The 20,141-nt window shown below is 71.6% G+C and carries 16 protein-coding genes; 10 read left to right on the top strand and 6 right to left on the bottom strand.

The window, feature by feature from the left end; genetic code table 11:
* Position 1: 1 nt before the first annotated feature.
* Positions 2-1,021, bottom strand: a complete 1,020-nt coding sequence (locus HBB12_RS11540) for an NAD(P)-dependent oxidoreductase (protein WP_272913320.1) — start codon at positions 1,019-1,021, stop codon at positions 2-4.
* On the opposite strand from HBB12_RS11540, the gene HBB12_RS11535 reads away from it, so the two are divergent.
* Entirely contained in the window at positions 1,020-1,949 is a 930-nt protein-coding gene (locus HBB12_RS11535) for a LysR family transcriptional regulator (protein WP_236989466.1), read from the top strand. The genes HBB12_RS11540 and HBB12_RS11535 overlap by 2 nt on opposite strands.
* 405 nt (positions 1,950-2,354) lie before the next feature.
* Here the strand turns inward: HBB12_RS11535 and HBB12_RS11530 are convergent, their stop codons facing one another.
* The gene (locus HBB12_RS11530) at positions 2,355-2,843 is read right to left on the bottom strand and encodes a MarR family winged helix-turn-helix transcriptional regulator (protein ID WP_236989465.1); all 489 of its coding nucleotides are present in this window, start codon (positions 2,841-2,843) and stop codon (positions 2,355-2,357) included.
* 205 nt (positions 2,844-3,048) lie between these two features.
* Here HBB12_RS11530 and HBB12_RS11525 point away from each other — a divergent pair, with 205 nt between their 5' ends.
* Complete coding sequence (locus tag HBB12_RS11525; RefSeq protein WP_236989464.1) at positions 3,049-5,502, top strand: PAS domain S-box protein; 2,454 nt, start codon at positions 3,049-3,051, stop codon at positions 5,500-5,502.
* On the opposite strand, the gene ftrA is transcribed toward HBB12_RS11525, so the two are convergent.
* Positions 5,499-6,614 (bottom strand): transcriptional regulator FtrA, encoded by a 1,116-nt coding sequence (gene ftrA / locus HBB12_RS11520; protein WP_442919252.1) that lies wholly within the window; start codon positions 6,612-6,614, stop codon positions 5,499-5,501. The genes HBB12_RS11525 and ftrA overlap by 4 nt on opposite strands.
* On the opposite strand from ftrA, the gene HBB12_RS11515 reads away from it, so the two are divergent.
* On the top strand, positions 6,613-7,056 hold the full coding sequence (locus HBB12_RS11515) for a rhodanese-like domain-containing protein (RefSeq protein WP_236989463.1): 444 nt from the start codon (positions 6,613-6,615) through the stop codon (positions 7,054-7,056). The genes ftrA and HBB12_RS11515 overlap by 2 nt on opposite strands.
* A 42-nt stretch (positions 7,057-7,098) precedes the next feature.
* Here HBB12_RS11515 and HBB12_RS11510 read toward each other — a convergent pair whose 3' ends face one another.
* Entirely contained in the window at positions 7,099-8,184 is a 1,086-nt protein-coding gene (locus HBB12_RS11510; protein WP_236989462.1) for a tartrate dehydrogenase, read from the bottom strand.
* 14 nt (positions 8,185-8,198) lie between these two features.
* Positions 8,199-9,578: an aspartate aminotransferase family protein gene (locus HBB12_RS11505; RefSeq protein WP_236989461.1), complete on the bottom strand. Its 1,380-nt coding sequence runs from the start codon at positions 9,576-9,578 to the stop codon at positions 8,199-8,201.
* A 313-nt stretch (positions 9,579-9,891) separates the two neighbouring features.
* Between HBB12_RS11505 and argE the strand changes: the two genes are divergently transcribed.
* The 6 genes from argE to HBB12_RS11475 all read left to right on the top strand — a co-directional run bounded on the left by argE (position 9,892) and on the right by HBB12_RS11475 (position 17,811).
* Positions 9,892-11,034: an acetylornithine deacetylase gene (argE, locus tag HBB12_RS11500; protein ID WP_236989460.1), complete on the top strand. Its 1,143-nt coding sequence runs from the start codon at positions 9,892-9,894 to the stop codon at positions 11,032-11,034.
* 78 nt (positions 11,035-11,112) lie between these two features.
* Complete coding sequence (locus HBB12_RS11495) at positions 11,113-11,397, top strand: hypothetical protein (protein WP_236989459.1); 285 nt, start codon at positions 11,113-11,115, stop codon at positions 11,395-11,397.
* A 298-nt stretch (positions 11,398-11,695) separates the two neighbouring features.
* A complete protein-coding gene (locus HBB12_RS11490) occupies positions 11,696-13,327 on the top strand; it encodes a Y4lR C-terminal helical domain-containing protein (RefSeq protein ID WP_236989458.1) in 1,632 nt (543 codons plus the stop codon).
* A gap of 136 nt (positions 13,328-13,463) precedes the next feature.
* Positions 13,464-14,900, top strand: coding sequence for an aldehyde dehydrogenase family protein (locus HBB12_RS11485; RefSeq protein WP_236989457.1), 1,437 nt, complete (start codon positions 13,464-13,466; stop codon positions 14,898-14,900).
* Positions 14,901-14,926: 26 nt separating this feature from the next.
* The gene (locus tag HBB12_RS11480; protein WP_236989456.1) at positions 14,927-16,060 is read left to right on the top strand and encodes a CaiB/BaiF CoA transferase family protein; all 1,134 of its coding nucleotides are present in this window, start codon (positions 14,927-14,929) and stop codon (positions 16,058-16,060) included.
* Between the two features lie 239 nt (positions 16,061-16,299).
* The gene (locus tag HBB12_RS11475; RefSeq protein WP_236989455.1) at positions 16,300-17,811 is read left to right on the top strand and encodes a fumarate hydratase; all 1,512 of its coding nucleotides are present in this window, start codon (positions 16,300-16,302) and stop codon (positions 17,809-17,811) included.
* 115 nt (positions 17,812-17,926) lie between these two features.
* Here HBB12_RS11475 and HBB12_RS11470 read toward each other — a convergent pair whose 3' ends face one another.
* The gene (locus HBB12_RS11470) at positions 17,927-18,577 is read right to left on the bottom strand and encodes an HdeD family acid-resistance protein (protein WP_442919251.1); all 651 of its coding nucleotides are present in this window, start codon (positions 18,575-18,577) and stop codon (positions 17,927-17,929) included.
* 291 nt (positions 18,578-18,868) lie between these two features.
* On the opposite strand from HBB12_RS11470, the gene HBB12_RS11465 reads away from it, so the two are divergent.
* A complete protein-coding gene (locus HBB12_RS11465; RefSeq protein ID WP_236989454.1) occupies positions 18,869-20,134 on the top strand; it encodes an HlyD family secretion protein in 1,266 nt (421 codons plus the stop codon).
* Positions 20,135-20,141 lie beyond the last annotated feature (7 nt).

Raw genomic sequence — 20,141 nt, 5'->3', positions numbered from 1 at the left:
TTCAGGCGAGCTGGAGCTTGACGATGGCGTTGAAGTCGGCGTCGTCGGGGGCGACCGCGACGCTGTCGCGCCAGAGCCGGGCGGCCTCTCCCGAAAGCGGCAGGTCGAGGGCAAGCGCCCCGATCAGGCTCTCGGCGAGCCGCACGTCCTTGCGCATCAGCTTCATGGTGAAGCCGGAATCGAAGGCGCCGTTGAGCACCCAGGTCGGGAAGTTGACCTGCGTCACGCCGCTGCGGCCCGAGCCGGCATTGATCCCGGCGAGCAGGCGCTCGGGATCGACGCCCGCGTCCTTCGCCATCCGCACGGCTTCCGCGGCGGTGATGAGATGGGCGGCGCAGAGCAGGTTGTTGGCGAGCTTGGTGACGTGGCCGGCGCCGACGCCGCCGACATGGACCCGCGTCGCGCTCATGGCCGCGAGCACCGGCTCGGCCAGGGCCACCGCCCGGTCGCTGCCGCCGATCACCATGGTGAGGGTCGCGGCATGCGCGCCCTTCGGCCCGCCGCTCACCGGCGCGTCGATCAGGTCGATGCCCGCCGGCGCGAGCGCCGCCGCGATGCGGCGGGTGACCGCCGGGTCCGAGGTCGAGGTGTCGACGATCAGCAGGCCGGGCTTGGCGCCGTGGAGCGGCCCGTCGGACCCGAGCAGCACGGCCTCCACCACCTCGGGATTCGGCAGCGACAGCACGATCGCCTCGCAGTCCCGCCAGAGGGCGGATGGCCCTTCGGTGATGGCGATGTCGTCCGCCGCCGAGGCCTCGCGGGCGGCGGGGGCCGGGTCGTAGCCCATGACCTCGAAGCCCCGCCGCCGCAGCGAGAGGGCCATGCCCCGGCCCATGTTGCCGAGCCCGATGACGCCGATCGTCCGCATGTTCGCTGTCTCCCGGAACCGGCGCCGCTCCGCTGCGGCGCCCCTCTGGGAACCGGAGACTGGGGCAGGTCGGCGTTGAGCGGAACGCGGTTGGCCGGTATTTTGCGTTGACTTGCCGGCAACGCACCCGGTGGGCGGGAGGGACGACCCGATGCAACACAGCCTCGACGAGCGCTGCCTGCGCTATCTCGCGGAAGCCGTCGGTTGCGGCTCGGTCCGCGCCGCGGCCGACAAGCTCAACGTCAACGCCTCGGCGGTGAGCCGCCAGATCGTCCAGATGGAGGGGCAGCTCGCCACGCCCTTGATCGAGCGCCACCGCCGCGGCGTGCGGGCGACGCCGGCAGGCAGCCTCCTCCTCGACTATTACCGGCGCCAGGCCTCCGACCGGGAGGACATCCTGGCCAAGCTCACCGAGCTGAAGGGCCTGCGCCGCGGGCATATCGACGTGGTGCTCGGCGAGGGCTTCATCGGCGACCTGATGTCGGGTCTGCTCCAGGGCTTCTGGGCCCGCCACCCCGACCTGACCATGACCCTCGATCTCGCGGCCACCAACGACGTGGTGCGCCGGGTCGTCGAGGACGAGGCGCATCTCGGCCTCGTCTACAACCCGCCGCCGGAGCCGCGCCTGCGCACCCACCTGGCGATGCCGCATCCGATCCGGGTGCTGGTGCATACCGCCCACCCGCTCGCCGCCCATCCGGGCCCGGTGCGCCTCGCCGCCCTCGCCGGCCACCGCCTCGGCACGATGCACCCGGCCTACGGCATCCGGCAGATCATCGCGGCGGCCGAGCGGGCGGAGGGCGTGCGGCTCGATCCGGCGCTGATCACCGGCTCGATCGGCGTGCTCAAGCAGTTCGCCGCCTCCGGCACCGGCGTGACGCTGCTGCCGGCCTTCTGCGCCGCGCAGGAGATCGCCGACGGCATCCTGGTGGCCCTGCCGCTCGCCGATCCGGGGCTCGACGGGGTCGAGGCGAGGATCGTCACGCGGCTCGGCCGCCAGCTCTCGCCCGCAGCCGCCAAGCTCCTCCAGCACCTCGCCCGCGGGATGGCGGCGGAGGAGCGGGGGCGTGCGAGGCCGTGAGGTATTCGCAAGTGGGAGAGCGATGGCCGCTGTTGCGCCGGCACCCGCGCCGCTTTCCTGCGTCGTGAACCGTGATGATAAAGAAAAATTTGTCGCGATTCCATTCTCGATACTCGAACAAGCGCCGAGGAAGGCTTGAGCGAGGTGAAGCACAGTACACGACAGGGCCGCTCACATGCGGCTCCGACCTGTCCCATCAGCGACCTCATCCTGAGGTGCGACTGAAAGGAGCCTCGAAGGAGGGCTCCACAAGTCTTTGCGATCCCTGGAGCCCTCCTTCGAGGTTAGTCGATCGAAGATCGACTAACACCTCAGGATGAGGTCGCGGGTGGGAGAGGCCATGGCCGGCGGGCTTCAGGCCGCTGTCGTGTACCATGAAGGTGAATGCTTGAACGCACCGAAACGTCAGCCCGCCCGGCCCTGTCCCGAGGCTGCCTCGCGCACGCCGCCGTCCTCCCCGAACGCCGCCCGGAATCCCGGCAGCGCCAGCTCGTGCAGCAGGTCGCGCAGCAGGCCCGCCCGCTCGGGCCCGAAGGCGGCATCGAACCGGTCCTGGGCCGTCCGCCACAGAGGCGTCGCCTCCGCGAGCTTGGCGGCGCCCGCTTCCGTCAGGGCGATGCGCCGCGCCCGGCGGTCCCGGGGATCGGGCACCACGCTGACATAGCCGTCGCGGGTCAGGGGCTTGAGGGTGTGGGCGAGGCCCGAGAGGTCCATCACCATCGCCTCGGCCAGTTCGCCCATGGTCGGTTCGCCGAGGCGGCGGATCGTGCCGAGGAGGCCGAACTGCGTCGTGCGCAGGCCGCTCGGCGCCAGGGCGTCGTCGTAGAGCTGCCCGACGCTGCGCGTCGCCCGGCGCAGGGCCGCGTTGCTGCAACGAGTCGGTTGGATCGCCACGAAACGCCTCCCGCCCCGACGCGGCGGGGCCGCCCCAGATATGCGGCCTTCCCGGCCGCGCCGCAATGCGAGCGCCCCTCGGCACTGCGCCGATGGTCGCGGGTGGAAGGGTGGAGACGGGCCGCCCGCCTCCGCTATATGGGCCCGCGGGGATGAGGCGAAAGGCGCGGACAGGCCGCGCGGCGCCGGTGCGGGTGGGAGAGGAATGGCGGATCCCGGACACGTCCCGGACCTCGTCGCGGAGAATGCGCGGTTGCGGGCCGCCCTGGCGGCGGCGGAGCAGGCGCGGGCGGAGGCCGAGGCGGCCCTCGCGGAGGCCGACCGTCCCTGGCGGCCGATCGGCGAGCCCCTCGTCGATCCGCGCCTGCGGGCGGCGCTCGGCGTCGAGACGGTCGGGGCGATCGTCTTCGACATGGCCGGCCGGGTGCTGGAGGCCAACGACACCTTCCTGGCGATGAGCGGCTACAGCCGCGAGGATCTGGGCCGGGGCCGGCTCACCGGCGCCACGCTGGTGCCGCCGGAATGGCAGGCGACCTCCCGGCGCGTCATCGCCGAGCTCCAGGCGCGGGGCCGCTCGGATTCGACCGAGCGCGAATATCTGCGCAAGGACGGCTCGCGGTTCTGGGCCTTGTGCGCGGCGACCCGCCTCGACGACGGCACCGGCTTCGAATTCATCATCGACATCACCGGCCGGCGGCGGGCCGAGGAGGCGTTGCGGCGCAGCGAGGCGCGCTACCGCACCCTGTTCGAGGCGATCGATGCCGGCTTCTGCGTCATCGCCCTGCGCTTCGGCCCGGAGGGCAAGGCCGAGGATTACCGCTTCCTCGAGGTCAATCCCGCCTTCGCCCGCCAGACCGGCCTCGCGGACGCGGCCGGGCGCTGGATGCGCGAGCTGGCCCCCGACCACGAGCCGCACTGGTTCGACCTCTACGGCCGGGTGGCGTCGACCGGCGAGCCGGTCCGCTTCGTCCAGCCGGCCCGGGCGCTGGGCGAGCGCTGGTACGAGGTGCACGCCTTCCGGGTCGATGCGCCGGAGGACCGGCACGTCGCGGTCCTGTTCAACGACATCACCGCCCAGCGCCGGCTGGAAGAGGCCCTGCGCGGCCTCAACGAGACCCTGGAGCGGCAGGTCGCGACCCGCACCGCCGAGCGCGACCGGATCTGGCAGGTGAGCCGCGACATGCTGGGGGTGGCCGATGCCGACGGCGTCTGGCTCAGCGTCAACCCGGCCTGGACGGCGACGCTCGGCTGGCGGCCCGACGAGGTGGTGGGGCAGACTTCCGCCTGGCTCGAGCACCCGGACGACCAGGACCGGACCCGCGACGAGATCCGGCGCCTCGGCTCCGGGGCGCCGACCCTGTCGTTCGAGAACCGGTTCCGCACCCGGGATGGGGGCTACCGCACCCTGTCGTGGCGGGCGGTGCCGTTCGAGGGCAACCTGTACTGTGTCGCCCGCGACGTGACGGAGCAGCGCGATCGCGCGCAGCGCCTCGTCCAGGCCGAGGAGGCGCTTCGCCAGTCGCAGAAGATGGAGGCGGTGGGCCAGCTGACCGGGGGCGTCGCCCACGACTTCAACAACCTCTTGACCATCATCCGCTCCTCGGTGGATTTCCTGCGCCGGCCCGAGCTGCCGGAGGCGCGCAAACGCCGCTACCTCGACGCGGTCTCCGACACGGTGGACCGCGCCGCCAAGCTCACCGGCCAGCTCCTCGCCTTCGCCCGCCGCCAGGCGCTCGCGCCGGAGGTGTTCGACGTCGTCGCCCGCCTCCAGGGCGTCGCCGACATGCTCGACACGGTGACGGGCGCGCGCATCCGCGTGGTGACGCAAGGCCCCGACCGGCCGTGCTTCGTGCGCGCCGATCTCAGCCAGTTCGAGACCGCCCTCATCAACATGGCGGTCAATGCCCGCGACGCGATGGAAGGGGAGGGGACGCTGACGCTCGGCGTCGCCTGCGGGGCGGCAAAGCCCGAGATCCGCGGCCACGCCGCCGCACGGGGGCCCTTCGCGGCGATCTCGCTGACGGATACCGGCGCCGGCATGAGCCCGGCGGTGATGGAAAAGATCTTCGAGCCGTTCTTCACCACCAAGGAGGTCGGCAAGGGCACGGGCTTAGGCTTGAGCCAAGTCTTCGGCTTCGCCAAGCAATCCGGCGGCGACGTCGACGTGACGAGCCGGCTCGGCGAGGGCTCGACCTTCATCCTCTACCTGCCCGAGGTGGCGGCGCCCGCCGAGGGAGCCGAGGCGCCGCCCGCGGACGAGGGCCTGGCGCCGGCCCGGGCCGGCCAGCGGGTGCTGCTCGTCGAGGACAATGTCGGGGTCGGTCGCTTCGCCGCGCAGATCCTCGGCGATCTCGGCTACGTCGCCGACTGGGTCACCAGTGCCGAGGCCGCCCTCGACGTGCTGGGCCAGGATGGCGCTTACGACGCCGTGTTCTCCGACGTGGTGATGCCCGGCATGGGCGGCATCGAGCTCGCCAAGGCCCTGCGCCGGCGCCATCCCGGCCTGCCGGTGCTGCTCACCTCCGGCTACAGCCACGTCCTGGCGCAGGAGGGATCCCACGGCTTCCCGCTGCTGCACAAGCCGTACTCGGCCGAGCAGCTCTCGCGGATGCTGGCGGGGGCGATCGGGCAGCGGCGGGGCGTCGGGCCGGCCGCTTAGGCACGGCGCCCGGAAAAGCTCCGCCGATAGGCCGCCGGGCTGGTGCCGAGCCGCGTCCGGAAGTGGTGGCGTAAGGTCGACGGGCTGCGAAACCCGCTCGCCTCGGCGACCTCCGCGAGCGACACGGCGCCCGGCCGTTCCAGCATCTCCCGGGCGAGGCGCAGCCGCTCGGCGATGATCCATTCGCCCGGCGGCAGGCCGGTCGCCGCGATGAACCGGCGCTGGAAGGTGCGCAGGCTCATCCCGGCGAGCCGCGCCATCGCGGAAAGCGGCCGGTCCTCGTGCAGGCCTGCCCGCATCGCGTCGAACACTGGCCCGAGACGGGCCGCCTCGCGCTCGCGCGGGACCGGCGCCTCGATGAACTGGGCCTGGCCGCCCGCCCGGTGCGGCGGTACGACGAGGCGGCGCGCGACGCGGTTGGCGAGGTCGGGTCCGAAATCGCCGCGCACGACGTGGAGGCAGAGATCGATGCCGGCGGCGCTGCCGGCGGCGGTCAGGATCCGGCCCTCGTCGACGTAGAGCACATCGGGATCGAGAGCGATGGCGGGGTGACGCGCCCGGATCGCATCCGCGTAGCGCCAATGGGTCGTGGCCCGCCGCCCGTCGAGGAGACCGGTCGCGGCCAGGACCGCGAGGCCGGAGCACAACGACATCAGCCGGGCACCGCCGGCATGGGCCTCGCCCAGGGCCCGCGCGAGGTCCGGCGGCACGGGGGCGTCGATCGCCCGCCAGCCCGGCACGACGATCAGGTCGGCCTCCGCCAGCACCTCCAGCCCGCCCTCGACCGCGACCGTGAGGCCACCCCCGGCCCTGAGCGGCCCCGGCTCCACCGCGCAGACCGCGTAGCGGTACCAGCCCGGACCCGCCTCGGGCCGCGGCAGCCCGAACACCTCGTAGGCGACGCCGAACTCGAAGGTGCACAGGCCGTCATAGGCCAGCACCGCGACGCGCGGGCCGGACGGGGTGTTCGGAAAGGCGGAGCGATTTGGCACGATCTCGACGCGGAACGGCAGGCGGCCCGGTCTCGGGCCGGAGGGGAAGGCCGCAGGATAGGCCGGCTCGACGCGCCGTTCCAAGGGCGGCGCCGACCCGCAACGGAGCACAGCCGCCATGCCGAATCCCGTCACCGCCGTTCCGCCCGCTCTCCCCGCCGAGGTCGCGGCGCATTACGCCCGGCGCCTCGCCTTCGAGACCGATTGCGCCGACGTGCACGCCGCCTTCGCGCAAGGACATTCGGCGCAAGGACATTCGGCGCAAGGAAAGTCGGCGATGAATGCGCCCGGCTTCGTGCTCCTCGACGTGCGCGGGCCGGTCCTCTATGCGAAGGGTTACGTCCCCGGCGCGCTGAACCTGCCGCGGGGCAAGATGACGCCCCGGCGCATGGCCGAGTGGCCCGCCGGCACGCTGTTCGTTGTCTATTGCGCCGGTCCCCACTGCAACGGTGCCGACAAGGCCGCCCTGCATCTGGCCGAACTCGGCTTGCCGGTGAAGGTGATGATCGGTGGAGTGACCGGGTGGGTGGACGAGGGCTTCGCGCTGGCGAAGGACGCCTGATCGAGAGGCCGGACGCGCTCAGGCGTCCGGCCTCGATCCATCTCACGCCGCAGCAAAAGCCCGCAGCACCGCGTCGGCCGCCTCGCGGGTCGTCGCAGTCCCCTTGAGGTCGCGGGTGCGCGACGCCGGTTCGCGGAGCGCGGTCTCGATCGCCGCCACGATGGCGTTCGCCGCCTCCACTTCCCCGAGATGCTCCAGCATCATCGCGGCGGTCCAGATCTGGCCCACCGGGTTGGCGATGCCCTTGCCGGCGATGTCCGGCGCCGAGCCGTGGACGGGCTCGAACAAGGAGGGAAAGCGTCCCTCCGGGTTGATGTTGGCCGACGGCGCGATGCCGATCGTGCCGGTGCAGGCCGGGCCGAGATCCGACAGGATGTCGCCGAAGAGGTTCGAGCCCACCACCACGTCGAACCGGTCCGGGTTCAGCACGAAGTGGGCGGTCAAGATGTCGATGTGATACTTGTCGCGACGCACCTCGGGGTAGCGCTCGCCCATCGCCTCGACGCGCTGGTCCCAGTACGGCATCGTGATGGCGATGCCGTTCGACTTGGTGGCCGAGGTCAGGTGCTTCTTCGGCCGCGACTGGGCGAGATCGAAGGCGAATTTCAGGATCCGGTCGACGCCGTGACGGCTCATCACCGTCTCCTGGATCACGATCTCCCGCTCGGTGCCCGGATACATCGTGCCGCCGACCGACGAATACTCGCCCTCGGTGTTCTCGCGCACGACGTAGAAGTCGATGTCGCCGGGCTCGCGGCCGGCGAGCGGGCAGGGCACGCCCGGCATCAGCCGGACCGGGCGCAGGTTGACGTACTGGTCGAACTCGCGCCGGAACTGGAGCAGCGAGCCCCAGAGCGAGATGTGATCCGGCACGGTGGCCGGCCAGCCGACGGCGCCGAAGAAGATCGCGTCGGTCGGCGTCAGGATCTCCTTCCAGTTCGCCGGCAGCATCGTGCCGTGCTCGGCGTAGTAGTTGCAGGAGCCGAAGGCGTGGTGCTGGAGGTCGAGGCGGAAGCCGAACTTCTCCGCGGCGGCCTCCAGGATGCGGACGCCCTCCGGCACCACTTCCTTGCCGATGCCGTCGCCGGGGATGACCGCGATGCGGTAGTGGCGGTTCTTGGTCGTCATGGTCAAACGTCCTTTCACGCCAGCGCGGCGCGCACGTCGGCGACGTCGAGGACGTCGTTCAGCGTCTGTTCGAAGCGGGCGAGCAGGGTGTCGATGTCCTCGTCCGTGCAGCAGAGCGGCGGGGCGAAGCCGACGATGTCGTCGGCGAAGGCGCGGAAGATCACGCCGTTCTTGTAGCCGAACCGGGCGAGGTGGCCGGAGATGCCGAGATCGGCCGAGGGCTTGGTGCGCTTCGCCTTGTCGGTGACGAGTTCGACGCCGGCCAGCAGGCCGCGCACCCGCACGTCGCCGACGAGGGGATGGTCGGCGAGGCGCTTGAGGCCCGCGGTGAAGCGCTCGCCGGCCCGACGCCCGTTCTCCAGGATGCCGCCCTCGGTGTAGAGCCGCAGCACTTCGAGGCCGACCGCGGCGCTGACCGGGTGGGCCGAGTAGGTGAAGCCGTGGCCGATCGGCTTGCCGGCTGGCGCATGATCGGCGATGGCGCGGTAGATCCGGTCCGACATCAGCACCGCGCCCATCGGGCTGTAGCCCGAGGTCAGGCCCTTGGCGGTGGTCATCAGGTCCGGCACCACGCCGTCATGCTCGCAGCCGAAGAGCGGGCCGGTGCGGCCGAAGCCGGTGATGACCTCGTCGGCGACGAACAGGATGTCGAGCTCGCGGGCCGCCTCGCGCATCGCCTTCAGCCAGCCGTCCGGCGGCACGATCACGCCGCCCGAGCCCTGGATCGGCTCGGCGAAGAAGGCCGCGACGTTGTCGGCGCCGAGTTCCTCGACCTTCGCCTTCAGCGCCGCCACCGAGGCGGCGATCACCGCCTCGTCCGAGTCGCCGGCCGGGTTGCGGTAGGGATAGGGCGAGGGGATGTGGTGCTGGAGCGTGGTCGGCGCGTCGAAGCCGTCGTGGAAGGCGGGAATCGCGGTCAGTCCGGCGCCGATGGTCGAGGAGCCGTGATAGCCCCGCTCCAGGGCGATCATGTGCTTCTTCGTCGGCCGGCCGGTGACGTTGTAGTAGTAGCGGATGAACCGCACCGCCGAATCGACCGCGTCCGAGCCGCCCAGCGTGAAGTAGACGTGGTTGAGATCGCCCGGCGCCAGCTCGGCGAGGCGGGCGGCGAGACGGATCGCCGGCTCGCTCGAGAAGTGGAAGTAGCCGGTGGCGTAGGGCAGCCGGCGCATCTGCTCGGCCGCCACCTCGACGATCGATTCGTGGCCGTAGCCGACATTGACGCACCACAGGCCCGAGAACCCGTCGAGCAGGGTGTGGCCCTCGGCATCGGTGAGATACGCGCCCTTGGCCGATTGCAGCACCGTGGCGCCGCGCGCCTCGTGCCCCTTCCACGAGATCACCGGATGGATGAGGTGGTCGCGATCGAGCTCGATCAGGGAATTGGGGCGCATGGCGTCAGGCTCCGGGGCGGCGATGCCCGGCAGACTAAGCGGGGGCTGCGGGATTTTCCGCCGATCTGGCCCCGTGGCGCCGCGCGGGGTGCGGGTTTGGCGGGGGTGGGCGGCAGAAATGATGGCGGGCGGGCCCGGCGCACCGCTGGAATTGTCACCTGGCAACTCCCTCGGGGGCCCGCACCCGCGGGAAGCGGCCCTTTCCTGCCGTGCCGGCCGTCTCCGGCCGCAGGTTCTGCCGCGGCGGACGGCTTTCCGCCGGAGCCTGCCGGGCGTCTCGGACTATGATTTCCGGACAGCCAGCGAGATCCCGATGACCGACGCCGCCGCCCTTCTCTCCGACCTCGTCGCGATCCCCTCCGTCTGCCGCACGCCGAACGGCACGATCGTGGACCTCGTGCGGGCCTACCTCGCCCGCCACGGCGTCGAGGCGACCGTGCTGCCGGGGCCGGAGGGCGACCGCGCCAACCTGTTCGCCACGATCGGCCCGCGCGACGTGCCGGGCATCGTCCTGTCGGGCCATCTCGACGTGGTGCCGGCCGGCGAGGGCTGGAGCGGCGACCCTTTCACCTTGCGCCGGATGGGCGACCGGCTGGTCGGGCGGGGTGCGGTCGACATGAAGGGCTTCGTCGCCTGCATGCTCGCCCTGGTCCCCGAGATGGTGCAGGCAAAGCCCACCCGGCCGATCCACCTCGCCTTGTCCTACGACGAGGAGGTCGGGTGCGTCGGCGTCCGCCACATGATCGCGCGGCTGTCCGAACTCTGCGCGGCGCCCGAGGGCTGCATCGTCGGCGAGCCCTCGGAGATGCGGCCGGTCCTGCGCCACAAGGGCAAGGTGGCCGGGCGCCTCACCGTGCGCGGCCGGGCCGGGCATTCGTCTCGGCCGGACCTCGCCGACAACGCCGTGCATCTCGCCGCCGACATCGTCGGGCTGGTGCGCAGCCTGCACGAGGGGTTTTCGCGCCAGGGGCCGTTCCACCCGCTGTTCGAGCCGGCCGCCTCGACGCTCCAGGTCGGGGTGATCGCCGGCGGCACCGGGGTCAACGTCGTGCCCGATACCTGCCGGGTCGAGTGGGAGGCCCGGGCGGTGCCGGGGGTCGACCCGATGACGATCCACGACGCGCTCCAGGCCGGCATCCGCGATCTCGTGGCGCCGCTCCAGGCGGCCGGGCGCGCGGTGGCGGTCGAGAGCGAGATCCTGTCGCTCTACCCGGCTCTCGATCTTGCCGACGACGCCCCCTTGCGCGGCCTCGCCGAGGCCTGGTCGGGCCGGCCGGCGCAGGGGGCGGTGAGCTACGGCACCGAGGCCGGCCTGTTCCAGGCCGCCGGCATCCCGTCGATCATCTGCGGGCCCGGCCGCATCGCCGAGGCGCACCGGCCCGACGAGTCGATCGGCCTATCCGATCTGGAGGAATGCTGCGCGATGCTGCGCCGCGTCATCGCGCAGCAAAGTTAAATAAAGTCGAACCATGCCAGTTCGCGCACGTTGTCGGGTCCAGGATCTCACAAATTCAGGATCCGACAGGAGAGCAGCATGCGTTCGATTCTCGCCGGACTCGCCGCCGGCCTTCTCGTCGCCGGCGCGGCCTCGGCCCAGACCGCCGCCCCGTCCACGGCCCCCGGCACCATGAAGACGGGGCCGGCGACCACCGGCACCGTCGCGCCAATGCCGAACAACACCGGCGGCAGCGCCGGCGGCGTGGTGGCGCCCGGACCGAACGGCGCCTCGACCGTCACCGGCAACTCGGCCGCCGGCGGCAATGCCGGCCAGCCGTCCCGGGCGGTGCCGCAGGGTAGTGGCAACAGCGGCAGCCGGTAACCCGACCGCCGCCAGGCGTGGACGGAGTGCGCCGCGCGCCGTCCACGCCTTGGCAACCGGCCGCGGCCCCGGCAGTTTGAGCGAAGAGAGCCCCGGAGCAGTCCGGGTCGGCTCCCGCCGCTGCCGAGGTTGTCCCATGGCCAGGACCGTCACGACATCTGCCGGCAGGAAGGCCGCCGGCAACAAGCCCGCGTCCACCCGGAAGACGGCAGCCAAGAAGGCTGCCGGAAGGAAGGCGACCGGAAGGGCAGTCCCGGACGGACCATCCGCTGAAGCGGTCGCCGCGGATGGGGATGCGATGTCGCGCACGCTCCTGACCGTCCTCGCCGACCGGCTCGCCGAGGCTATCCGGTCCGGCGCACCCGCCGCGCCCGTCCCGGACCTGATGGCCGAGATCGTCTCCCTCGACGGCGCCCCCGAGACCCTGTTCGATCTCCTGGTGGAGGAAGGCCGCAGGACGCGGCGCGACGATGACCGCTGCACGGCCCTCCTGATGCTGCTCGGCAGCACGCTCGGCGAGTGCCGCATGGCCGTCGAGGCGGAGCCGGGGGGCGCGGCCGCGGTCATCCTGCTGGGGCTGTTCGAGCGCCTGGAGGAAGCCGCCGAGACCGGCGCGCTGACGCCCGACCTGCTCCTCGGCATCGCCCATCAATTCATCGCGGCGCGGCTGCCGCTGCCGGAGACGATGCGCGACCTGATCGCCGGGGCGGCGCTGGACTCGGTCGAGGGCGCGGAGCCGCCGACCCCGGAGGAGATGGCGGCCGATTTCGCGCAGGCCGCCGAGGCGATGGATCACGACCCGTTCCTGATCCACGAGCAATTCGCCGAGCAGTTCGCGGTCTTCCCCGACCCGGTCCGCATCATGTCGGTCGGCATCATGATCGACTCGGACGTGCCGGCGATGCGCGAGGCGGCGCTCGGCTGGCTCCTCGATCCGGACCCGCAGATCGCCCGGGCCGTGGCGGAGCGCCTCGCCGCGGCCGCACGGCAGGGGCAGGTCTCGGCGGTGAGCGCCGGCCGGCTGGCCGCGATGCGGCCCTGGCTGCCGGGCGAGCTCCAGGAGCCCGTCGGCGCCGCGGTCGCGGCCTGCCGCGAGCGGGGCGGGGCCTTGCGGCTGGCCGAGGGCTCCGCGCCGGCGCGCGCCGTCCGCTTCGTCGCCACCGGCTGCGACGGCGCCGGGGCACAGAGCGTCTTCGCGCAGGTCGGCGAGGGCGACCGGCACGTCTTTGCCGCCCTCCTGATGAAGCACGGCCACGGCCTGCGCGAGGCCATGCTGCAGGACGATCTCGGCCCCGAGGGCGCGGCCCGGTTCCTCGGCGAGGTCGCGCGGGCCATCGACTGCGTCGACACCTCGCCGGATTTCGTCCGCGACCTGATCGCCCACGGCCTCGCCACCGGCCTGGCGGCGGGCGAGCCGCCGCCCTTCGCATTGCTGCGCGTCCTCGACGCGGTCGGCCTGCCGCCGATCGCCCCGGCGCGGCTGGAAGCCGGCGCGATCGTGGCGCAGCTCCTCGACGGGCTGCCGGAGGAGCGCCGGTCGGCGGCGGCGACCAGGGCGGCGCTCGCCGCCTCGGCGATGTGGGCGAAGGCCTACCACTTCCCGGCCAGCTGGTTCGAGACGGACATGGCGACGATCGTCGCCACGACGCTCACCGCCGGCCGGAAGAAGCAGGACGCGGTGCTCACCCGGATCGTCGGTCCGCGGCGGTCGCATTGGGGCGAGCAGCTCGCCTGGATCGCCAAGGCGGTCGAGGCCGGGGCGGATGGCGGAGCCATGGTCGGGCGCGGCCGGCGCAAGCTGCCGGCCGCCGAGGCCTGGATCGACCTCGCCCTCGTCGCTCGCGCCTTTCTGGACGAGACGCCGATCGAGGACATCCCGCTCGCCGCCGAGATCGCCCGGCAGACCCTCGCCGCGCAACGGCACTGCTGACGGCGCGCGCCATATCGCGATTCTATCGCGCACGCCCGTCGATCGTATTGGAATCCCTCCTCCCGGCGCGCTAACACCGCGCCCAACAGCTGGCCGGCCGCCGACAGTGCGGCCCGCCGCCACGGGAGGGAGACGCATGAACGCCCATCAGCACTTCATCGGCGGGACCTGGATCGGCAGCGAGGCGAGCCTGCCGGTGCTCAACCCGTCGCACGGCCAGGAGATGGCCCGCATCGCCCGCGGTGGTGCCCAGGAGATCGACGCCGCCGTGAAGGCCGGCCACGCCGCCATGGACGGCGAGTGGGGCCGGCTCGACGCCGCCTCCCGCGGCCGGCTGCTGCTGAAGCTCGCCGAGCTGATCCGCCGCGACGCCGAACTCCTGGCGAAGATGGAGAGCGAGGACGTCGGCAAGCCGATGACCCTCGCCCGCAACGACGCCCAGGTCTGCGCCCGCTACTTCGAGTATTACGGCGGCGCCGCCGACAAGGTGCATGGCGACACGATCCCGTTCCAGAACGGCTTCACCGTGATGACCGTCTACGAGCCGCACGGCGTCGTCGGCGTGATCGTGCCGTGGAACTATCCGCTCCAGATGACCGGCCGCTCGGTCGCCCCGGCGCTCGCCATGGGCAACGCCGTGGTGCTGAAGCCCGCCGAGGATACCTCGCTCTCGGCGCTCCACCTCGCCAAGCTCGCGGCCGAGGCCGGCTTCCCGGCCGGCAGCCTCAACGTGGTGACCGGCCTCGGCGAGGAGGCGGGTGCGGCTCTGGCCTCGCACAAGGGCATCCACCACATCAGCTTCACCGGCTCGCGCGAGGTCGGCACGCTGATCCAGACGGCGGCGGCCAAGAACACGATTCCGGTCACGCTCGAACTCGGCGGCAAGTCGCCCCAGGTGGTCTTCGCGGATGCCGACCTGTCCGAGGCTGGCACCGTCATCGTCAAGGCGATCACCCAGAATGCCGGCCAGACCTGCTCGGCCGGGTCCCGCGTGGTGATCGAGGATAAGATCTACGACAGCTTCACCGCCGATCTCGCGCAACGCTTCAAGGACCTGCGCGTCGGCTCGGGCGAGCAGGACCTCGACCTCGGCCCCGTTGTCAACGCCAAGCAGTGCGAGCGGGTGCAGGGCTACATCGATCTGGCCCGCCGCGACGGCCTGACCATCCTGGCCGAGGGCGAACTCGGCACCAACGTGCCGGGCGACGGCTACTACGTTCGCCCGACCCTGATCGGCGACGTGCCGCCGGACCACCGCCTGGCGCAAGAAGAAATCTTCGGGCCGGTCCTGGTGGCGATCCGGGTGCGCGACGAGGCCGAGGCGCTGAAGGTGGCGAACGGCACCGAGTACGGGCTCGCCGCCGGCATCTGGACCTCGGATCTCGGCAAGGCGCTGCGCCTGTCGAAGGGCATCAAGTCGGGCCAGGTCTTCGTCAACAATTACGGTGCGGGTGGCGGCGTCGAGCTGCCCTTCGGCGGCGTGAAGGGCTCGGGCCACGGCCGCGAGAAGGGCTTCGAGGCCCTCTACGGCTTCGGCTCGATGAAGATGATCGCGATCAAGCACGGGGTCTGACGATCATGGCGGCGGGGAGTGGGGCTGTGGGGAATAGGGTCCTGCCGCTCGCAGGCCTGACCGTGGTGGCGCTCGAGCAGGCGGTGGCGGCCCCCTACTGCTCCTCGCGCCTCGCCGACGCGGGCGCCCGCGTCATCAAGATCGAGCGGCCGGAGGGCGACTTCGCCCGCGGCTACGATGCCGCGGTGAACGGGCTGGCGAGCTATTTCGTCTGGCTCAACCGCGGCAAGGAGAGCCTGGTCGCCGACATCAAGGACCCGGGCGACGCGCGGCTCCTGCACGCGGTGCTGGAAAAGGCCGACGTGTTCATCCAGAACCTCGCGCCGGGCGCCGCCGCCCGGGCGGGTTTCGGCTCGGATGACTTGCGGGCGCGCTACCCCCGGCTCATCACCGTGGACGTGACCGGCTACGGTGCCGGCCATTCCTACTCCGACATGAAGGCCTACGACCTACTGGTCCAGGCCGAGAGCGGCTTGGCCGAGATCACCGGGCATCCCGCCGGCCCGGGGCGGGTCGGGGTGTCGGTCTGCGACATCGCCTGCGGCATGGCGGCCCACGCGGCGGTGCTGGAAGCGCTGATCGCGCGGGGCATCACCGGCGAGGGCGCCAAGCTCGAGGTCAGCCTGTTCGACGGCATGGCCGACTGGATGAACGTGCCCTTGCTCTATTTCGAGGGCACCGGCCGGGCGCCGCAACGGGTCGGCCTCGCTCATCCGTCGATCTGCCCCTACGGCGCCTTCCCGACCCGGGACGGGGCCCTGGTGCTGCTCTCGATCCAGAACGAACGCGAATGGGTGAAGTTCTGCGCCGGGTTCCTGCGCCAGCCCGACCTGCCGTCGCGCCCCGGCTTCGAGAGCAACAACGCCCGGGTGGCGAACCGGCCCGAGGTCGATGCGGTGGTGGCGCAGGTCTTCGCCGAGTTGAGCCGTGACGAGGCGGCGGCACGGCTGCGCGAGGCCGGCACGGCCTACGGCTTCGTCAACGGGCTCGCCGACCTCGTCTCGCATCCGGCGCTTCGTCGGGTGACCGTCGAGACCCATGCCGGCCCGGCCTCGATCGTCGCCCCGCCGGCGCTCCGCAACGGCCAGGCGCCGGTGCTGGGACGGGTGCCGGGGATCGGCGAGCACAGCGAGGCGATCCGGCGGGAATTTGCGGCGTAGCTTCGCTCTCACGTTGACCAGTGGAGCACTCTCCCCTCTCCCGTGTGGGAGAGGGGCTGGGGGTGAGGGTGCTACGGTTAAGAATTGATCTCGACCGTGAAGCTACCGGCACGACGCTCAGCGTCTCATCCTGAAGCGTATCACCCTCACCCCTACCCCTCTCCCACACGGGAGAGGGGATCCCGCGCTCTGCGAATAAAAGGTGCGGTAAATCCTGTAACCATTTCGGGAGGACCACCATGGCCACCATCCGCGAAGACGACCTGGTCGCCTCCATCGCCGACGCCCTGCAATTCATCTCGTACTACCACCCGGCGGACTACATCCAGAACCTCGCCGAGGCGTGGCGCCGCGAGGAGAGCCCGGCGGCGCGGGACGCGATGGCGCAGATCCTGGTCAATTCGCGCATGGCCGCCTTCGGCCGCCGGCCGATCTGCCAGGATACCGGAACCGCGCAAGTGTTCATGAAGATCGGGCTTGGCGCCCGCATCGTCTCGAACCGCTCGCTCCAGGAGATCGTCGACGAGGGCGTGCGCCGGGCCTGGCGCGAGGAGCGCAACCCGTTGCGCGCCTCCGTCGTCTCTGAACCGCTCTTCGGCCGCCGCAACACCGGCGACAACGCGCCGGCCATGCTCCATGTCGAGATGGTGGCCGGCGACACCGTCGAGGTCCATGTCGCGGCGAAGGGCGGCGGCTCGGAGAACAAGGCGAAGTTCGCCGCCCTCAACCCGAGCGATTCCGTCGCCGACTGGGTGGTGCGCACCGTCGAGACGTTGGGCGCCGGCTGGTGCCCGCCCGGCATGCTCGGCCTCGGCGTCGGCGGCTCGCCGGAAAAGGCGATGACGCTCGCCAAGCTCTCGCTCCTCGATCCGATCGACCTGCCGCAGATCCGCGCCCGCGGGCCTTCCTCCAAGGAAGAGGAATTGCGGCTCGAGATCTTCGAGCGGGTCAACGCGCTCGGAATCGGCGCGCAGGGGCTCGGCGGGCTCACCACGGTGCTGGATGTGAAGCTCAAGACCTTCCCGGTCCATGCCGCCTCGCTCCCCGTCGGCCTGATCCCGCAATGCGCCGCCGACCGGCACGCGCATTTCATCCTCGACGGCAGCGGGCCGGCGGTCTTCACCCCGCCCTCCCTCGACCTCTGGCCGCAGGACATCAGCGTCGCGACGGCGGCCGGGCGGCGGGTCGATCTCGACCGGCTGACCCGCGAGGAGGTGGCGACCTGGCGCGCCGGCGAGACCCTGCTGCTCTCGGGCCGCCTGCTCACCGGGCGCGATGCGGCGCATTTGCGCCTGACCCGGATGCTGGAGGCCGGCGAGCCCCTGCCGGTCGATCTGCGCGACCGGGCGATCTACTATGTCGGCCCGGTCGATGCGGTCGGCGACGAGGCAGTGGGTCCGGCCGGCCCGACCACCGCGACCCGGATGGACAAGTTCCTGGAGCCGATCCTGTCGCAGACCGGCCTTCTCGTCATGGTCGGCAAGGCCGAGCGGGGCCCGGCGGCCGTCGAGACCATCGCCCGCCATGGCGCGGCCTACCTGATCGCGGTCGGGGGCGCCGCCTACCTCGTCTCGAAGGCGATCAAGTCGGCGCGGGTGCTGGCCTTCGCCGATCTCGGCATGGAGGCGATCCACGAATTCATCGTCGAGGACATGCCGGTCACGGTGGCGGTGGATGCCGCCGGCACCTCGGTCCACCGCGACGGCCCGGCCCGCTGGCGCCGCCCGGTGCGGGAGATGGCGCCGGCCTGACGGGGTGATTCTCGAAGGCGCAGGGCATTCGGAGAAATGCCGGGCGCGGGTTTCCCCTCCCCCGCAGAGGGGGAGGGGGGAAGCCTGCGCCATAGTCGGTCACCGACCGGGTCGCTCAGGCCCGCCGCATCGCCCCACCCGTCCCGACATGCCGGCTGCGCAGCCGGAAGGCGAGAACCAGCATGAACGCCCCGAAGGCGATGGCGTAGCCGCCCATCCAGTAGGTCAGGACGAGGAGCGACAGGGCCGGGCTGGCGACGAGCGCGATCGCGAACAGGACCGAGAGCGCCCCGCCGATCCCCAGCCACCAGCGGCCGTGGTCGAGGTGGAGCCGGAAGGCGGCGGCGATCATCAGGGCACCGGTCACCAGCGCCCAGGCGGCGATGAGGTAGATGAAGGCGACGAGTGCGCTGCCCGGCATCAGGAAGGCGATCACGCCGACCAGGATGTTGAGCAGGCCGGCAGCGAGCAGGTAGCCCCAGCGCTCGTGCCGCTCCGCCGCCCGCACCGCCGCGACGATCTCGGTGATGCCGTCGACCAGCATGTAGGCCGAGAAGAAGATCACCAGGGTCAGCAGGGTGGCGCCCGGCGCGATCAGCGCGATCGCGCCGAACAGGATCGCGAACGCTCCGCGAAGCGCGATCAGCCACCAGTTGCGGGCGAGCACCGCGCTCATCGCATTGAGGCGGACGAGCGGATCGTTCGCGCTGCCGTAAGGGGAGGCGCTGCCAGGCCCCATGTTGGGAAGGGGTGAAGCGGTACTCATGCGATCATCCTCCGGGACGAGGGCCGCCAAGGTCCAGCCTTGCAAGAGGTGAACGTGGATGGAGCGCGACCGTTCCGTTAGCTTTTGGTAAGCTTACGTTTCGGTAAATCTCCCCTTTTGCGCCCTGGCCCCGTCTCCGGATGGCGTGGCACGGCCCGCGGGGCCGCGTCATCCAGGCCTCCGTCCGTTTTTTTGCCGCACTGCGGAACCCACGCCGCTGCCCCAGCGTCTTCCGTGCCGAGGCGGGCGCCTTGCCCGGTCGGCTCCCGACCGTCGCGTGGAATTCACGACATGCTGGACGATCAGTCGCGGGCGGAGGCTGCCGCGGGACGGGCCGCGCCGGCGCCCATCGTGGCGCGGGGCGATGAGGCCCGGGCCGACGATACGCGTGCCGAGAACACGCGCGCGCTCCGCGAGAACACCCGGGCGCTCCGCGAGCATGCCCCGCAGGACGAGGCGGCGGGCAAGGACGCCGACGAGAAGACCTCGGACGGCCGGGGCGACGAGGGCGATGCGGGGAAGAAGAAGCCGAGCGTCATCCGCCGCCATCCGCTCTGGTTCGTCCTCGGCGCGGTTCTTCTGCTGCTCTCGGGCGCCGCCGGCTACTGGTACTGGCTGACCGCCGTCCACCCCTACGAGAGCACCGACGACGCTTTCGTCGATGCGCGCCAGTTCGCGGTCGCGCCCAAGGTCTCGGGCTACATCACCGCCGTGCCGGTGACCGACAACCAGCATGTCGAGACCGGCGCGGTGTTGTTCCAGATCGACAAGCGCGACTACGAGGTAGCGCTCCAGCAGGCGCAGGCGCAGGTCCAGTCGGCGCAAGCCCAGATCCAGGGTTTCGAGGCCCAGATCCAGGCGCAACAGGGCAGCATCCAGGAGGCCAAGGCCCAGGTCGAGCAAGCCAAGGCGGCGTTGCAATTCGCCAAGCAGGATGCCGCGCGCTACCAGGACCTCGCCCAGCGCGGCGCCGGTTCGGTGCAGCAATCGCAGCAATCGACCTCGAACCTGCAGCAGCAGCAGGCGAGTTTCGACCGGGCCAACGCCGCCGTCACGGTGGCGCAGCGCCAGATCGGCTCGCTCCAGGCGCAGAAGGCCGGCGCCGAGGCGAGCCTCGCCCAAGCGAGGTCGCAGGTGGCGCAGGCCAGGCTCAACCTCGACTACACGACCATCACCACGGCCCAACCCGGCCGGGTGGTGCGGCTGACCGGTGCGGTCGGGCAGTTCGCGCAGGCCGGCCAGGCCCTCAGCATGTTCGTGCCGGACGACATCTGGGTCACGGCGAACTTCAAGGAGACCCAGATCACCGACATGCGCCCGGGCCAGAAGGTCGATATCGAGATCGACGCCTATCCGGAGCGCAAGATCACCGGCACGGTCGCCTCGGTGCAGCCGGGCTCCGGCACCGCCTTCAGCCTGCTGCCGGCGGAGAACGCCACCGGCAACTACGTCAAGGTGGTGCAGCGCGTCCCCGTCAAGATCACCGTCGAGGACTGGCCGAAGGACGTCTCGATCGGCCCCGGCATGTCGATCGTCCCGACGGTGCGGGTGCGCTAGGCAGCCG

Source organism: Methylobacterium sp. SyP6R (assembly GCF_019216885.1).
Classification (GTDB): Bacteria; Pseudomonadota; Alphaproteobacteria; order Rhizobiales; family Beijerinckiaceae; genus Methylobacterium.
The sequence above is the reverse complement of the archived record's forward strand: the minus strand, read 5'-3'. Positions and strand labels throughout refer to the sequence as shown.

Coding starts and splice junctions, on each gene's coding strand:
- ftrA (WP_442919252.1), bottom strand. CDS start 6,614: ATGGCGGCTGTGCTCCGTTGCGGGTCGGCGCCGCCCTTGGAACGGCGC.
- HBB12_RS11490 (WP_236989458.1), top strand. CDS start 11,696: ATGTCGCGCACGCTCCTGACCGTCCTCGCCGACCGGCTCGCCGAGGCT.
- HBB12_RS11505 (WP_236989461.1), bottom strand. CDS start 9,578: ATGCGCCCCAATTCCCTGATCGAGCTCGATCGCGACCACCTCATCCAT.
- HBB12_RS11515 (WP_236989463.1), top strand. CDS start 6,613: ATGCCGAATCCCGTCACCGCCGTTCCGCCCGCTCTCCCCGCCGAGGTC.
- HBB12_RS11470 (WP_442919251.1), bottom strand. CDS start 18,577: ATGAGTACCGCTTCACCCCTTCCCAACATGGGGCCTGGCAGCGCCTCC.
- HBB12_RS11465 (WP_236989454.1), top strand. CDS start 18,869: ATGCTGGACGATCAGTCGCGGGCGGAGGCTGCCGCGGGACGGGCCGCG.
- HBB12_RS11475 (WP_236989455.1), top strand. CDS start 16,300: ATGGCCACCATCCGCGAAGACGACCTGGTCGCCTCCATCGCCGACGCC.
- HBB12_RS11485 (WP_236989457.1), top strand. CDS start 13,464: ATGAACGCCCATCAGCACTTCATCGGCGGGACCTGGATCGGCAGCGAG.
- argE (WP_236989460.1), top strand. CDS start 9,892: ATGACCGACGCCGCCGCCCTTCTCTCCGACCTCGTCGCGATCCCCTCC.
- HBB12_RS11525 (WP_236989464.1), top strand. CDS start 3,049: ATGGCGGATCCCGGACACGTCCCGGACCTCGTCGCGGAGAATGCGCGG.
- HBB12_RS11535 (WP_236989466.1), top strand. CDS start 1,020: ATGCAACACAGCCTCGACGAGCGCTGCCTGCGCTATCTCGCGGAAGCC.
- HBB12_RS11510 (WP_236989462.1), bottom strand. CDS start 8,184: ATGACGACCAAGAACCGCCACTACCGCATCGCGGTCATCCCCGGCGAC.
- HBB12_RS11495 (WP_236989459.1), top strand. CDS start 11,113: ATGCGTTCGATTCTCGCCGGACTCGCCGCCGGCCTTCTCGTCGCCGGC.